Annotated in this window: 14 protein-coding genes; all 14 read right to left on the reverse strand. The window is 65.0% G+C overall.

The genetic code is table 11. From position 1 onward, the window contains the following. Nucleotides 1–12: 12 nt before the first annotated feature. On the reverse strand, nucleotides 13–900 hold the full coding sequence (locus ACK5JE_RS08995; RefSeq protein ID WP_416801355.1) for an ABC transporter permease: 888 nt from the start codon (nucleotides 898–900) through the stop codon (nucleotides 13–15). Between the two features lie 97 nt (nucleotides 901–997). After that, nucleotides 998–1,966 carry an ABC transporter substrate-binding protein gene (locus ACK5JE_RS09000; RefSeq protein ID WP_416801356.1) on the reverse strand — a complete coding sequence of 323 codons (969 nt, stop codon included), beginning with the start codon at nucleotides 1,964–1,966 and terminating at the stop codon, nucleotides 998–1,000. Nucleotides 1,967–2,082: 116 nt separating this feature from the next. Continuing rightward, complete coding sequence (locus ACK5JE_RS09005; protein ID WP_416801357.1) at nucleotides 2,083–2,787, reverse strand: phosphoribosylanthranilate isomerase; 705 nt, start codon at nucleotides 2,785–2,787, stop codon at nucleotides 2,083–2,085. Beyond that, nucleotides 2,784–4,451: a TRAP transporter large permease gene (locus tag ACK5JE_RS09010; RefSeq protein WP_416801358.1), complete on the reverse strand. Its 1,668-nt coding sequence runs from the start codon at nucleotides 4,449–4,451 to the stop codon at nucleotides 2,784–2,786. The genes ACK5JE_RS09005 and ACK5JE_RS09010 overlap by 4 nt, the downstream gene beginning before the upstream one ends. Nucleotides 4,452–4,453: 2 nt before the next feature. Next, nucleotides 4,454–5,062, reverse strand: a complete 609-nt coding sequence (locus ACK5JE_RS09015; RefSeq protein ID WP_416801359.1) for a TRAP transporter small permease subunit — start codon at nucleotides 5,060–5,062, stop codon at nucleotides 4,454–4,456. Between the two features lie 91 nt (nucleotides 5,063–5,153). Next, the gene (gene truA, locus ACK5JE_RS09020; RefSeq protein WP_416801360.1) at nucleotides 5,154–5,996 is read right to left on the reverse strand and encodes a tRNA pseudouridine(38-40) synthase TruA; all 843 of its coding nucleotides are present in this window, start codon (nucleotides 5,994–5,996) and stop codon (nucleotides 5,154–5,156) included. A 65-nt stretch (nucleotides 5,997–6,061) separates the two neighbouring features. Then, nucleotides 6,062–7,816, reverse strand: a complete 1,755-nt coding sequence (locus ACK5JE_RS09025; RefSeq protein WP_416801361.1) for a FimV family protein — start codon at nucleotides 7,814–7,816, stop codon at nucleotides 6,062–6,064. Continuing rightward, nucleotides 7,817–8,947, reverse strand: coding sequence for an aspartate-semialdehyde dehydrogenase (gene asd, locus ACK5JE_RS09030; protein ID WP_416801362.1), 1,131 nt, complete (start codon nucleotides 8,945–8,947; stop codon nucleotides 7,817–7,819). Nucleotides 8,948–9,053: 106 nt separating this feature from the next. Beyond that, the gene (gene leuB, locus ACK5JE_RS09035) at nucleotides 9,054–10,130 is read right to left on the reverse strand and encodes a 3-isopropylmalate dehydrogenase (RefSeq protein WP_416801363.1); all 1,077 of its coding nucleotides are present in this window, start codon (nucleotides 10,128–10,130) and stop codon (nucleotides 9,054–9,056) included. Nucleotides 10,131–10,243: 113 nt separating this feature from the next. Then, a complete protein-coding gene (gene leuD / locus ACK5JE_RS09040) occupies nucleotides 10,244–10,900 on the reverse strand; it encodes a 3-isopropylmalate dehydratase small subunit (RefSeq protein WP_416801364.1) in 657 nt (218 codons plus the stop codon). A gap of 8 nt (nucleotides 10,901–10,908) precedes the next feature. Further along, nucleotides 10,909–12,312, reverse strand: a complete 1,404-nt coding sequence (gene leuC / locus ACK5JE_RS09045) for a 3-isopropylmalate dehydratase large subunit (RefSeq protein ID WP_416801365.1) — start codon at nucleotides 12,310–12,312, stop codon at nucleotides 10,909–10,911. Between the two features lie 139 nt (nucleotides 12,313–12,451). Continuing rightward, nucleotides 12,452–13,336 (reverse strand): M48 family metallopeptidase, encoded by an 885-nt coding sequence (locus tag ACK5JE_RS09050; RefSeq protein ID WP_416801422.1) that lies wholly within the window; start codon nucleotides 13,334–13,336, stop codon nucleotides 12,452–12,454. Nucleotides 13,337–13,356: 20 nt separating this feature from the next. Next, nucleotides 13,357–14,415, reverse strand: a complete 1,059-nt coding sequence (aroC, locus tag ACK5JE_RS09055) for a chorismate synthase (RefSeq protein ID WP_416801366.1) — start codon at nucleotides 14,413–14,415, stop codon at nucleotides 13,357–13,359. A 135-nt stretch (nucleotides 14,416–14,550) separates the two neighbouring features. Then, nucleotides 14,551–15,465 carry an alpha/beta fold hydrolase gene (locus ACK5JE_RS09060; protein WP_416801367.1) on the reverse strand — a complete coding sequence of 305 codons (915 nt, stop codon included), beginning with the start codon at nucleotides 15,463–15,465 and terminating at the stop codon, nucleotides 14,551–14,553. Nucleotides 15,466–15,469: the final 4 nt, after the last annotated feature.

Genomic DNA, 15,469 nt, shown 5'->3' on the forward strand with positions numbered 1-15,469 from the left:
ATGGGAACAGGCCTAGGCCTTCTTTTTGCGCAGGCGTTGCTTGGCGAGCGGAATCACCAGGGCGATCGTGACCAGCACGGCCGTGACCAGATTCAGGTCCTGGGCCTTCAGTCCCACAAAATCCGCATTCAGCGCCAGCGCGATGAAGAAACGATACAGCACCGCGCCGATGACGACGGCCAGGGTGGCCACCATCAGACGACGGCTGGGCAGAATGGATTCGCCGATGATGACGGCGGCCAGACCGATGACAATGGTGCCGATCCCCATGGAAATGTCCGCCCCACCCTGCGACTGGGCGAACAGCGCACCGGCCAGACCGCACAACGCGTTGGAGATCGCCATCCCCAGCAGCACCATGTTGCCCGTGCGAATGCCCTGGGAACGCGCCATCCTCGGATTCGAGCCGGTCGAGCGCATCGCCAGGCCCACCTGAGTGGCGAAGAACCAGTCCAGCAGCAGCTTGACAATCACCACCAGCACCAGCAGGATCAAGGGCCGGGCAACGAAGTCCTCGATGCCTTCGGGCTGCAATACCGTGAATACCGTGGGATCGGTGATCAGCGGCACGTTGGGCGCATCCATGACCCGCAGATTGATCGAATACAGGGCGATCATCATCAGGATGCTGGCCAGCAGATCCATGATCTTGAGCCGGACATTCAGCCATCCCGTCACCATGCCGGCGAAGCCGGCCGCCAGTGTTGCCGCTCCGGTCGCCAGGAACGGATCCATGCCGTTGTGAATCAGGATGGCCGCGGTCGCGCCCCCCAGCGGAAAACTGCCGTCTACCGTCAGGTCGGGAAAATTCAGGACACGAAAGGAAATCAGGACACCCAGCGCGACCAGGCCGAATATCAGCCCGATCTCGAGAGCGCCCCACATGGAATAGATGGACATGGGATGAGAATCTCTGGATGCGGCCACGCGCCGCTGGACGTCCCGATGGCATCCGGGCTGCCCGCAGGCAGCCCGGAACCTCGAAAAGCATGGAAGGTTACTTGATGACCTGAGCGGCCGACTTGATCAGATCGTCGGACAGCGTCACGCCCTGCTGCGCGGCAGCGCCGGGATTGACGTAGAGTTCGAGCTTGGAACTGGTCTCGGAGGCAATGGCACCGGGTTTTTCGCCTTTGAGGATGCGCACGACAAGCTTGCCGGTCTGCACGCCCAGATCGCGATAATTCACTCCCAGGGCAGCAATGGCACCGCGCTTGACGCTGTCGGTGTCGGAGGCCACCAGGGGGATCTTGGCAGAGTTGCCGACCTTGACCAGTGATTCGTATGCCGAAACGACGTTGTTGTCGGTATTCGTGTAGATGACATCGACCTTGCCGACCAGGCTGCGGGCGGCGGCGCCCACATCGACCGTCCGGGCCGCCGTCGCCTCGACGAGGCTCATGCCCGATTGCGGCAGCAGCTCGCGCAAGCGCTTGACCACGACGACGGAGTTGGCCTCACCCGGGTTGTAGACCATGCCGACCTTTTTGGCGCTGGGCACGACCCGCTTGATCAGGTCGATCTGCTTTTCCAGGGAAAGCGCATCGGACACGCCGGTGACGTTGGTGCCCGAGGCCTCCCAACCCGGCACGAGCTGGGCGGCGACCGGGTCGGTGACGGCGGAATAGACCACCGGAATGGACTTGGTCGCGGCGACCACGGCCTGCGCCGAGGGGGTGGCGATGGCGACGATCACGTCGGGTTTGTCGCCCACGAACTTGCGGGCGATCTGAGCCGCGATGGCGGTATTGCCCTGCGCCGTCTGGAACTGCCATTTGAGCCCCTTGGCCTCGGTATAGCCGGCCGAGGCCAGGGCTTCCTTGACGCCGTCCTTGACGGAATCCAGGGCGGGATGCTCGACGATGGAGGTGACAGCCACGGATTGCGCCTGGGCCTGCGCAAAGGCCAGCGTGCCGACAACGGCGGCAGCCCCCGCAAGCTTGCGAAGGACGGAATGCGGATTCATGAAGCAGTCTCCTTTGAATGGGGGCGATACCGGATCAGGACCGGATCGGGCGATATCGCATCCAGTCTACCCTCCGGCATCGATACTTTCTGCAAGGGAAATCCCTGCGGCGGCAATTATTGTAGCTTGGATGCGGCCAGCGTCCGCAGGCGGTCGGCGGCGCGCACCGCCTGGACGAATGCCTGGATGCCGGCCGGATCCTTGATGCCGGGCGCCGACTCCACCCCGCTGCTGACATCGACGGCGAACGGCGCCAGGGCCGAGATTTTCTCACCGACCGTTTCTGCCTTCAGGCCACCCGACAGGATCAACGCCGGCGCATCGGTTCCACGCGGCACGTCGGCCAGCAGCGCCATGTCGAAACCACTGCCGCTGCCCCCATAGCCCGCGCTGTAACTGTCGAACAACCAGCCGGCCGCCTGCGCATGCGAAACGCAGGCGCGCGCCAGTTCGGCGGCCGAGCTCTGCCCCGGCGCGCCGACCCGGAACGCCTTGACATAGCGCATCCCGAAAGACCCACAAAAATCCGGCGGCTCTTCACCATGGAACTGGAGCAGGTCGGGACGCACAGCCTCGATGACCTGATGCACGGTCCGGGCATCAGGATTGACAAACAAGGCCGTGGCGCCCACAAACGCCGGTACTCGGGCCCGCAGCGCCGCGGCCTGTGCCAACGTCAGGCAACGGCGGCTGGGCGGATAGAAGACGAATCCGATGGCATCGGCCCCCGCCGCGACTGCCGCATCCAGGTCCTGCACGCGGGTCAGTCCGCAGATCTTGATGCGCGTGCGGGCCGGCCCGGCGTCAGCCGGCGCGCTCATTGGAATGCCGCCCCGGCATCACTCGAGCCATACCCGCCTGAGCCGTAAGCGCTGTCCTGGCCGAAAGTGACCGTGGACGGATCGATAGTCGGCGCGTCGCTCTTGTAGTGAGTCACCATCCCCGGGAAGAGCAGCACCGCCGCGACCATCAGGACCTGAATGACGATGAACGGAATCGAGCCCCAATAGATCTGCGACGTGGTGACCTGCGGAATGAGTTCGCCGGTGACCCGGTCGTGATAGTCCTCCTTGGGCGCGACGGAGCGCAGATAGAACAGCGCAAAACCGAACGGCGGGTGAATGAAGGAGGTCTGCATGTTCACGGCGAGCAGCACACCGAACCAGATCAGATCGATGCCCATTTTGTCGGCAACCGGCCCGAGTAGAGGCACGATGATGAAGGCCAGCTCGAAGAAATCCAGGAAAAAGGCCAGGAAAAAGGTCATGATGCTGACCACGATCAGAAAGCCGACCTCGCCTCCCGGCACATGCAGCAGCAGCTGTTCGACCCAGATGTCGCCGTTGATGCCCCGGAAACTGAGACTGAAGATGGTCGAACCCACCAGGATGAACACCACGAAACAGGACAGCCGGGCCGTGCTCTCCATGGCCTGGCGCAATTGCCTCATGGAAAACCGGCCACGGAACACCGCCATGATCAACGCGCCGACGGCGCCCATGGCGCCCCCCTCGGTGGGGGTGGCCATGCCGATGAAAATCGTGCCCAGCACCAGAAAGATCAGGGCCAGGGGCGGGATCATCACGAACACGACCCGTTCGGCCAGGGACGACAGCAGCCTGAGGCGAAAGAGCCGGTTGACCAGGGCCATCGCCAGCGCCGAGGCGCCCCAGATCAGCAGCACGATGACGATCCGCTCATCGACCGGCACATCCGTATGCGCACGGAAATAGTAGTTCGCCCCCCAATAGGCGGCCGCCGCAGCGATCAGCGTCAGGACGGACAGCGACCGCAAACCGCGCCGGCCGCGGGCGTCGACGAAACCACGCGCCTCGGGCGGCAGTGCCGGCACGTGACCGGGCCGCACGATGGCGACCAGGAAAACATACGCCATGTAAGCACTGGCCAGCAGCAGGCCCGGCAGCATCGCGCCCCGGTACATGTCGCCAATGGAACGACCGAGCTGATCGGCCAGGATGATCAACACCAGGGAAGGCGGAATGATCTGCGACAGCGTCCCCGACGCGGCGATGACGCCAGAGGCCAGGCGCCGGTCATAGCCGTAACGCAGCATGATGGGCAGCGAGATCAGCCCCATGGAGATGACCGAGGCCGAGACGACGCCGGTCGTCGCCGCCAGCAGCGCGCCGACGAAAACCACCGCGATCGCCAGTCCGCCGCGCAGCGGCCCGAAAAGCTGACCGACCGTATCGAGCAGATCCTCGGCCATCCCGGATCGCTCCAGGATCAGCCCCATGAAGGTGAAAAAGGGCACGGCCAGCAGCGTGTCGTTGCCGACGATGCCGAACACCCGCTGCGGCAACGCCTGGAACAGCAGCGGGCTCATCAGGTTCAGATCGACGGCCACCAGGCCGTAGAGCACGCCGGTGGCCGCCAGGGAGAAAGCCACCGGAAAGCCGAACAGCAGGAACACGATCAGGTTGAAAAACATGATCGGCGCGAGATTGCTGACAATGAAATCCATGCTCAGCGCCCCTGTCCCGGTTCAGAGGTGGCCTGTTGCTGGGCAAGAATGTCTTCCATGAGTGCTTCCTCGTCACTTTTGCCACTCGCGACGCGCATCGGATTGGGGCACTGGCCGCGCAGGAAACCGATGCACTTGATCAGGTGCGACAGCCCCGCCAGGATGAGCAGCGCAAAGCCGACCGGAATCAGAAGTTTTGCGGGCCAGCGGATCAGGCCCTCCGTATTCGAGGACAATTCGTGCGTGATCCAGGATTCCCAGAAAAACGGAATCGACAGCCAGAACACCAGACAGGCCGCCGGCAGCAGGAAAAACAGCACGCCGAGGATCTCGATCCCGATCTGCGTGCGCTCGGGCAGCTTTTGCGACAGCACATCGACCCGCACGTGCTCATTGCGCAAAAAGGTATACCCCGCCGCCAGCAGAAAAATGGCGCCGAACAGATACCACTGCAATTCCAGCCAGGCGTTGGAACTGAGGCTGAACAGCTTGCGCATCACAGCGTTGCCGGCACTGACCAGCACCACCACCAGCACCAGCCAGGTCACGGTCCGCCCGACCAGCGTGTTCAACGCATCGATCCAGCGGGTGATCGTCAGAAGAGGTTTCATCGTGCTTCCATGAAACATGCGGAGGAACGGCGCAACGGCCCCGTTCGCAATCAAATTGCTCAATTCTATACGAAGCGTATGAAGGATTGTCTCAGGAATCGCCCGAATAGTCCCCGGATCTTGCCGGGTCCGGCAGCAGCCCACCCAGGTGATGTCGCAGGGCCTCCCGGGCCGTGCGCTGCGGCAAGGTCGTTCCCGGGTAATCCGCATGCGCCAGATACAGGCCATCGGGCATGAACGTGGGGGCGGATCGCCGCCGGTCACGTTCGCGCAGCAATTCGGCAGCCCAGTCGGGCGCGCGACGGCCCCGCCCCACCATCACCAGCATCCCCATCAGATTGCGCACCATGTGATGCAGGAAAGCGTTGGCACGGAACTCGAAGATCAGAAAATCTCCGCTGCGTTCGATGTCCAGGGTCTGCAAGGTCCGAACCGGGCTGGCTGCCTGGCATTCGGACGAACGAAAGGCGCTGAAATCATGTTCTCCCACGAGTTGCGCGGCCGCAGCCCGCATGGCCGACACGTCGAGCTGATCGTGCACCCAGCCGACCCGGCCGCGGAGGATCGGAGAGCGCACCGGCGCACTGCGCAACACATAAAAATAGGTGCGCGTCCGGGCATCGAACCGGGCATGGAAATCGTCAGGAACAGCGCAGGCCCACTGCACGGCCAGGGAATCGGGCAGCAACGCATTCAGCCCCCGCACCCAGGACGTGTCGTGCCGTCGGGCCTCGGTATCCAGGTGGACGAGCTGCTGCAACGCATGCACACCCGCATCGGTGCGCCCGGCACAGATGGTGGGCACCGCGGGCGTCGCCAGGAACTGGCGCAACGCCGACTCCAGCGCATCCTGCATCGTCCGGCCGCCAGGCTGGGTCTGCCAGCCTTGCCAGCCCTGGCCGTCATAACTCAGTCCGAGCGCGATACGTCCCATGAAGATCGATCTCCAGTAGACAGGCGCGGCGATGCGCGCGGACGACCATCCGGCCGCCCATGCGCCTAGCGTTGCGGCGGGCTGGAATCACCCGGTTCGAGATTCAGGTCGATGTCCTGAATCCGTTCGCGCACCATTTGCGTCACGCGCGTGCTGGCTTCGGTTTCGGCCTCGTCGCGCACCGCCTCGGCCTCGTCCCGGGCGACATTGGCCCGGCGCAGCAGCCAGGCGATGATGAGCACGATCAAGGCCAGCAAGCCCGTCATCACCCCCAGCAGATGATCCTGAAGCCACGAGACCCGCTCCTTGGCGTCTTCGGAAGGCTGCAACTCTGTGGTCCGGGCAGCGGCACCCGTCGCCGAGCCGGCAGCGCTGGCGGTCGCATTCTCCTGGGCCGGAACCGCATGGTCGAGCGCGCTGGCATTCGAGGACGAGCCGGACGCCGCCTGAGCTCCTGCCTCCGCGCCAGTGCCAGAGGCCGCCCCGGAACCGGTCTGCGCACCCGCTGCGCTCGGGGTTCCCCAGGCCGTTGCCCCGACCACGCCTCTCGCGTTCGCGGCACCAGCCGCGCCTGCGGAACCCGCGCCCTGCGATTGGGCTGCTGCCTGATGCGCCTGCGCGGCCGCCGCCTGGCTGGCCTCGCTGATCGCGCCGGCAATCTGTCCGATCGAATTACCGATGGCCTCGGCTCCCTGCGCGGCGGCCTGGCCCGCCGCCTGCCCCTGGGCCTGCAGGGCCTCGTTCAGATTCTCGACGTTGTCCTTGAGCTGTTCAACGCGGGATTCGGCGTCACTGAGGGCGTGTCCCCGGGCAGTGCGGGCATCCGCGGCCGAGTCGGCCCCCCGACGCCCGGATTCGCTCAGACGCAAACGATCCCCGGCCGTGCCGGAAGACTGGGCCGTCGCCCCGGATTCCGCTTGTGAAACAGCGCCCGAAGCCGCCTGCCCCGCCGTCGAGGCAACCGCAGCACCGTCAGCCAGACGCCCGCGCATGCGGGCAAAAGCGGCGGCCTGGGCCTGGAACTGACGTCTGGCCTCGGCGTCGGAAATCGACAGCATGTCATTGATGTCCGGCACGACCAACGACGATCCTGCCCGTACCAGATTGATGTTGTCCTGAATGAAAGCCTGCGGATTGGCGCGCTGCAACGCCATCATCAACTGATAGATGGAAACGCCCTTGACCGCATGACGGCGGCCGATGGCGAACATCGTATCCCCCCGGCGCACGGAGATGGCCCCGGCCGGCACCCGCCGGGTGCTGGTGTGCGGCTTGGCGGCCCCGACCGCAGGCGCCGAAGCGCCACGGCGGGCCTGCGATGCCTCGGAGGGCGCCGTCGCGGTGGCACGCACCGGTCCGGACGCCACCAGAGAAACCTGATAGCGCTGCTGGCCGGTGGCCGTGCGCACGTCCAGCAGCAGATCCGCCAGATTGCCGCTGAAGGCCTGACCGGAACCGATGCGCAGAATGCGGCGACTGCCGGAGCGCACGCCCTCATCGATCGAGACGGACAGGCTGTCGAGCGTGACGGGCGGCGTCAGCCCCGCCTGCGCCCAGTCGGCGGCTGGCGCAGGCCGGGCCGACAGTGTTTTGAGATCGGCATCCGTCAGACCGGAGACCGGCACCAGAATCAGCAACGGCTCGCCGGCACCCGAAGCCAGGCGCGCATGGCCAAAGGTGGCGGCCTGGACCACCGCCCCCCCCGCCAGGAAGGCCAGCGCTAGGCCGCAGGAGGCTGCCAGACGGCTTGAGGAAATCCCGCGCGTCACACGCGGCGAACTCGGGAGGTCACGGTCAGAACCAGTGGCGGTTTTTTTCATTCAGAGTTCATCCAGGGCGATGCGCAGCATGCGGCGCAGGGGTTCGGCGGCGCCCCAGAGGAGCTGGTCGCCAACAGTGAAAGCACTGAGATATTGAGGGCCCATGGACATCTTGCGCAGCCGCCCCACAGGGATGTCCAGCGTGCCCGTCACGGCCACGGGCGTCAGATCCCGCATGGAGGACTCACGGTCGTTGGGCACTAGGCGGGCCCAGTCCGTGCCGGTGCGCACGGCGTCGTTGATTTCATCCAGGGGAACGTCACGTCGCAGCTTGATGGTCAATGCCTGGCTGTGACAGCGCATGGCGCCGATCCGCACACACAGGCCGTCGACCGGCACGGTGTCGGCCTCGAAGCCCGGACCGCGGCCGAGGATCTTGTTGGTTTCGGCCCCGCCTTTCCATTCTTCGCGCGACATGCCATCGCCCAGGTCCTTGTCGATCCAGGGAATCAGGCTGCCTCCCAGCGGCACGCCGAAATTGCCCCGGGGCAGATCGGGATTCTGCTGAGCCTGCAACACCCCGCGATCGATGTCCAGAATGGCCGAGGCCGGGTCGTCGAGCTGTTGGCCCACGGCCTGATTGAGAATGCCGAACTGGATCAGCAACTCACGCATGTGACGCGCCCCGCCGCCCGAGGCGGCCTGATACGTCATGGAGGTCATCCATTCGACCATGTCGGCCTTGAACAGGCCGGCCAGTCCCATCAGCATGCAGCTGACCGTGCAGTTGCCGCCGATGAAGTCGCGCACGCCGCGCTGCAAGGCCGCATCGATCACCGGACGGTTGACCGGATCGAGCACGATGATGGCATCGTCTTTCATGCGCAACGTGCTGGCGGCGTCGATCCACATGCCCTTCCAGCCGGCGGCGCGCAACTTCGGATAGACCTCGGAGGTATAGTCGCCGCCCTGCGCGGTGAGGATGATCGGCAGTTTGCGCAGCGCCTCGATATCATGCGCGTCCTGCAACGGTCCCGCTCCGGTCGCCCAGGCGGGCGCCGCGCCCCCCGCATTGCTGGTGGAAAAGAACACCGGCTCGAACAGATCGAAATCCTTTTCGTCGCTCATGCGCTGCATGAGCACCGATCCGACCATCCCGCGCCAACCGACCAAACCGACTGCCTGAGCCATAAATCCCTGCCTGAACCTTGAAAATAAATAGAGTTCCGTCCTGAAGACCTCCGAACCGGCGCATGCATGCCGCGCAATGGATCCGAAGCGTCTCCGATTTAACGTGTCAGTGTAACGCCTTCAGTACGGCATCGCCCATTTCCGAGGTCGAAACCCGGGTGGTCCCGGGTTCGTGGATGTCGGCGGTGCGCAGCCCCTGGGCCAGCACAGCCCGCACGGCAGTCTCGATCCGGTCGGCGGCGGACGCCGCATCCAGGGAATAACGCAACATCATGGCGGCCGACAGGATGGTCGCCAGCGGGTTGGCGACGTTCTGTCCGGCGATGTCCGGCGCCGAACCATGACTGGGCTCGTAGAGTCCCTGCTGGCTGGCGTTGAGCGACGCCGAGGGCAGCATGCCGATGGAGCCCGTCAGCATGGCGGCCTCGTCCGACAAAATGTCACCGAACAGATTGCCGGTCACCACAACATCGAAAAACCCGGGTTCGCGCACCAGTTGCATGGCGGCGTTATCCACGTACATGTGCGACAGCTCGACGCGCGGGTATTCGCGGGCCACATCGATCATGATGTCACGCCAGAATTGCGAGGTCTCCAGCACATTGGCCTTGTCCACGCTGCACAGCCGGCCCTGGCGCTTGGCGGCGGCCTGGAAAGCGACATGCGCAATGCGGCGGATCTCGGACTCGGCATAGTGCATGGTGTCATAGCCCTGGCGCTCGCCCGAGAACGGCCCCGCCTCCAGGACCCGCACGCCGCGCGGCTGTCCAAAATAGATGTCGCCCGTCAGTTCGCGCACGATCAGAATGTCCAGCCCCGCGACGACCTCGGGCTTGAGCGACGAGGCATTGGCCAGTTCCGGATAGAGGATGGCCGGACGCAGGTTGGCAAACAGCCCCAGCGCCTTGCGCAGGCCCAGCACCGCCTGCTCAGGGCGCAGCGCGCGTTCCAGTTTGTCGTATTTCCAGTCTCCGACAGCGCCGAACAGCACGGCATCGGACTGTTTCGCCAGCGCCAGGGTGTCCTCGGGCAAGGGGTGGCCTTTGGCGGCATAGGCGGCGCCCCCCACGGGCGCCTCGGCCAGTTCCAGGTTCAGGTCCAGCGCACGCAATACGCGCACCGCCTGCTCGACGATTTCCGGGCCGATGCCATCGCCCGGCAGAACTGCGATGTGAGAAGTCATAAGAGATTCCGGTTTGCAAAGGCCCGGCCCATGACGTGGGGACGCGTCCGCATATCATGGGCCGGGCCCCAGACGCCGCTGGCATGCGGCGCCAGAGGTTGAAAAAACAAAGATCAGCGGCCGCCCGGATTCTGACGGGCCAGCCAGGGATGACGCGTCAGCCGCTCGGCCTCGAAAGCGCGGATCATGTCCGCGCGCAGCAACGTCTGGCCGATCTCGTCCAGGCCCTTCAACAGCGATTCCTTGCGGTAGGCATCGATCTCGAAGGGGGATTCGTCACCATCGGCCGCGATCACGCGCTGGCGCTCCAGGTCGATGGTCAACGCGTAGCCGGGGAAGGTCTTGACCTCGTCGAACAGACGCGCAACCCGGCTCTCGGGCAGCACGATGGGCAACAGGCCGTTCTTGAAGCTGTTGTTGAAAAAGATGTCGGCGAACGAAGGCGCGATGATGGCGCGAAAGCCGAACTGCTGCAGCGCCCAGGGCGCATGCTCGCGGCTGGAACCGCAGCCGAAGTTCTTGCGCGCGAGCAGGATCGAAGCGCCCCGGTAGCGTGACTGGTTCAGCACGAAATCCGGATTGAGCGGCCGGCGGGCATTGTCCATGCCGGGCTCGCCATGATCCAGGTAACGCAGTTCATCGAACAGGTTCGGACCGAACCCCGTGCGCTTGATCGATTTGAGGAATTGCTTGGGAATGATCAGGTCGGTATCGACGTTTTCCCTGTCCAGCGGGGCGACCAGGCCCTTGTGAGTGGTGAAGGCTTGCATGGCGGCTCCTAGCTCAGACGGCGGATATCGACAAAATGGCCGGCCACTGCCGCAGCGGCGGCCATGGCGGGGCTGACGAGGTGAGTGCGTCCCCCCTGCCCCTGTCGGCCCTCGAAATTACGGTTCGACGTCGAGGCGCAACGCTCGCCCGGTTCCAGCCGGTCGGCGTTCATGGCCAGGCACATCGAGCAGCCCGGTTCGCGCCACTCGAAACCGGCAGCCAGGAAAATGCGGTCCAGGCCTTCGCGTTCGGCCTGGGCCTTGACCAGGCCCGACCCCGGCACGACCATGGCCTGACGCACGTTTGAGGCCACCCGGCGCCCCTTGGCCACGGCGGCGGCGGCGCGCAGATCCTCGATGCGCGCATTGGTACAGGAACCGATGAATACGCGATCGACGCGGATATCGGTCATCGGCGTATCGGGTTCGAGCCCCATGTACTGCAAGGCGCGTTCCATGCCGCTGCGGCGCACTTCGTCCTTTTCCTTTTCGGGATCGGGTACCCGGCCATCGATGGGCAGCACCATCTCGGGCGACGTCCCCCAGCTCACCTGCGGCGCAATCTGCGTGGCGTCGATTTCGACCACCCGGTCAAAGGTTGCGTCCGAATCGGAATGCAGGGTGCGCCAATATGCCACGGCCTGATCCCACTGCGCGCCCTCCGGCGCGTAGGGGCGGCCCTTGAAATAATCGACTGTGGTCTGATCCACGGCCACCATGCCGGAGCGCGCACCGGCCTCGATGGCCATGTTGCAGATCGTCATGCGGCCCTCCATGGAGAGCGCGCGCACCGTGCTGCCGCCGAACTCGATGGCATAGCCTGTCCCGCCCGCCGTGCCGATCCGGCCGATCACATGGAGCACCAGATCCTTGGCCGTACAACCGAACGGCAGCTTGCCCTCGACGCGCACCAGCATGCTGCGGCTCTTTTTCATCAGCAGCGTCTGCGTGGCCAGCACATGCTCGACCTCGGAGGTGCCGATCCCGAAAGCCAGCGCGCCCATGGCGCCGTGCGTGCTGGTGTGCGAATCGCCACAGACCACGGTCATGCCCGGCAGCGTGGCGCCCTGCTCCGGCCCGATGACATGCACGATGCCCTGGCGGGGGTCATTCATGCGGAATTCGGTGATGCCCCAGGTCGCGCAGTTCTTGTCCAGTGTATCGACCTGCAGGCGCGAGACCGGATCCTGAATGCCTTCACTGCGCGCCGTGGTGGGCACATTGTGATCAGCCACGGCCAGATTCGCGGAAATCCGCCACGGCTGGCGACCGGCCAGCTCCAGCCCCTCGAAGGCCTGCGGGCTGGTGACTTCGTGAACCAGATGCCGGTCGATATACAGCAGACAGGTGCCGTCCGGCCCCTGGTGCACCACATGGGCATCCCAGAGTTTGTCATACAGGGTTTGGGGCATGATCGTGGCCTCGAAAATCAAAAAATGGTTGCCGTTCGCGCAAGGGACGATGGCGTCGAATGCATTATGCCAGTGCAGTTTTCCCGAACAAGGCCAGTTTTTATCCTGGTATCAGAGGTAACCGGTACCAGATTGGTGGTTATTTTCCGCCCTTGCCCTGGTAGAGGGGCAGCACGATCGCGGAAGCCTGCCTCAGGTCTGCGATCCGGCTTTGCGACGAGGGGTGCGTGGACAGGATTTCCGATTGTTCGCCACCGTCCGCCTGGCCCATTTTTTCCCACAGCGTGACGGCAGCGCGCGGGTCATAACCCGCCCGGGCGGCCAGTTCCACGCCCATGCGGTCGGCCTCGGTCTCATTGGACCGGCTGTTGGGCAGTGTGAACATCACCTCTGACAACGGAGCCCCCAGATCGGCGACAGCCTGGCTGCCCGTGATGGCCGAGAGGATCGACAGGCCGATCCCGGCAGCCATCTGACGCGAGACCTGCTCGCGGGCATGCTCGCGCAGCGCGTGGGAGATCTCGTGTCCCAGCACCGCCGCCAGCTCGGCATCCGAAGGCCGGATCTTGTCGAGCAGCCCTGTATAGACCGCAATCTTGCCGCCCGGCATGCACCAGGCATTGACCTCATCGGATTTCAGCACGTGGATTTCCCAGGCCCAGTTGCGCGCATCAGGGCGGAAAGCGCCGACCTGCGCGATGAGCTTGCGTGAAATCGTCTGGACGCGACGGGTTTGCGCGGCCGGGCGGTCGAGCGCGCCCTGCGCCTTGGCCTGGGCCAGAATCCGACGGTACTGGAGCTGCGCCTGCTGATTGAGTTCGGCCTCGGACACCAGGCTGGACATGGTCTGGGTGCGGTTCACCCCCACCAGGCCGGACTGGGTCGTCTGGACCTGGGCGCACGCACCCAGCCACACGGCGAATCCGGTCCCCACCGCCAGACGCGACACCCTGCGCAGCCGGGTGAGCACACGGATGCGCCAACCTGCCCTGGCGCCGGGGACGGAATCCGCATTCAGCCGCATGATCATGGAGAACCTCCGTCTCAGGCGCATTGCCCCTTGTGGCGCAGAGCGTGGTCCATCAGCACGATGGCCAGCAGGGCCTCGGCAATGGGCGTGGCACGAATCGCCACGCAGGGATCATGACGTCCCAGGGTCTGCACCATGACCGGTTCGTTGGTCCGGTTGACCGAGCGGCGCTCGATGCGGATGCTCGAGGTGGGCTTGATCGCCAGCGACACCTGCAGCGGCTGGCCCGAGGAAATCCCGCCCAGCACCCCGCCGGCATAGTTGCTCATGAAACCGTCGGGACCGAGTTCGTCGCCATGCTCCGAGCCGCGCATCGCGACACAGTCGAAGCCCGAGCCGATCGACACGCCTTTGACGGCGTTGAGCCCCATCATGGCATGCGCGATGTCCGCATCGAGCCGGTCATAGATGGGTTCGCCCCAACCGGCCGGCAGGCCCTCTGCCATGACCTCGATGCGGGCGCCGATGGAGTCGCCGTCATGGCGCAACTGATCCATGAAGGCCTCGAGTTCCGGGACCATGTCCGCATTGGGCGCGTAGAAGGGATTCTCCGGCACGGCGTCCCAGGAGACGAAGGGAATCGGCATCGGCCCGAGCTGACTCATGTAACCACGGATACGCACCCCGTACTCCTGCATCAGCCATTTGCGCGCCACGGCGCCCGCCGCCACGGTGGGCGCTGTCAGGCGGGCTGAGGAACGCCCTCCGCCCCGGGGATCGCGTACACCGAATTTTTTCCAGTAGGTGTAGTCGGCATGGCCGGGCCGGAAGGTATCGGTGAGGTTGCCATAGTCCTTGCTGCGCGCATCCGTATTGCGGATCAGCAGGCCAATGGGCGTGCCCGTGGTCACGCCCTCGAACACCCCCGACAGGATCTCCACCGTGTCCGGTTCGCGCCGCTGGGTGACGTGGCGCGAGGTCCCCGGACGCCGCCGATCGAGTTCGGCCTGGATGTCGGGCTCGGACAGCATCATGCCCGGGGGGCAGCCATCGATCACGGCGCCGATGGCCGGCCCGTGCGATTCGCCAAAATTGGTGACACTGAACAAGGTACCCAGGGTATTGCCGGACATGGTCGATGCGAAGGAAAAAGAGGGAGAAAAGGGATTCCATTATGACACTTTTGCCGACGGCCCAATCCAGGCATGACAGCGGCAAAATACACGTGAGACATGCCCGCGCGCGATCGCGCCGGGAGGGTTGGCGCCCTACGCCGGCGGCTCGGTCCGGGGCAGCCATGCCTGGATCAGGCCGAGGACATCACCCTGCCGTTCCCGATGCGGAAAGTGCCCCACGCCAGGCATCAGTTCAATGCGCGTCGGTCCCCCGCTGTACTGACCGATCTGGTCGGGATGGATCGTGGTGCTGTACTCGTCCCGATCCCCGTGAATCGCCAGAACCGGACAGCGGACCTGCGGCAGCACGCCGGTCATCGACCAGCCCTCGAAGTCCTGGCCGAGCCACGACCCACCCCAGGCGGCCAGCACCCAGGCGGCCTTGTCGCCGTGATATCTGGCCAGACGCGCCATCTGTGCCGGGTCCTCGAATGATTTCAGCGTGGCCCGAATGCCCGCCCGCGTCCGTTCCTCCGCGCATGTCTGCGCCGCCAGCGTCACCAGCGCCACGCATCGGTCGGCATGCCCGGCCGCGCAATGGATCGCCATGATGCCGCCCACGCTGTGGCCCATGACCACGACAGCCGACAGGCCCAACTGTTCACAGACTGAAGGAAAAACCTCCTGCGCCTCCTCGGCAATGAAATTCGCCGACGGCAGTCCGGTCCGCGCATCGGAACGCCCAAAGCCGGGCCGGTCATAGGCATACACCGACCGGCCAGTGCACCGGGCAAGCACCGCCGGAAAATCACGCCACAGCTCGATACAGCCCAGTGAATCGTGCAGCAGCACGATCGGCGGCGCCTCGGTCACCCCGGGTCCGGGCGTCCCCGGCCGCCACGCACGGGCGCTGATGCGTCCCAGGGGATGCGTCAGCCAGAAATCCTCACTCGGGACAGGTGCATCGGAAGGCGTGAAAGCATCAGAAGACGCGGGCGAATCGGAAGAAGAGGGTGGACCGGAAGACGCAAAAGGAACGGAAGCATCGGAGACGGAGGAAGAAGACATGGGG

The organism is Castellaniella sp., assembly GCF_047971665.1.
Lineage (GTDB): Bacteria > Pseudomonadota > Gammaproteobacteria > Burkholderiales > Burkholderiaceae_B > Castellaniella.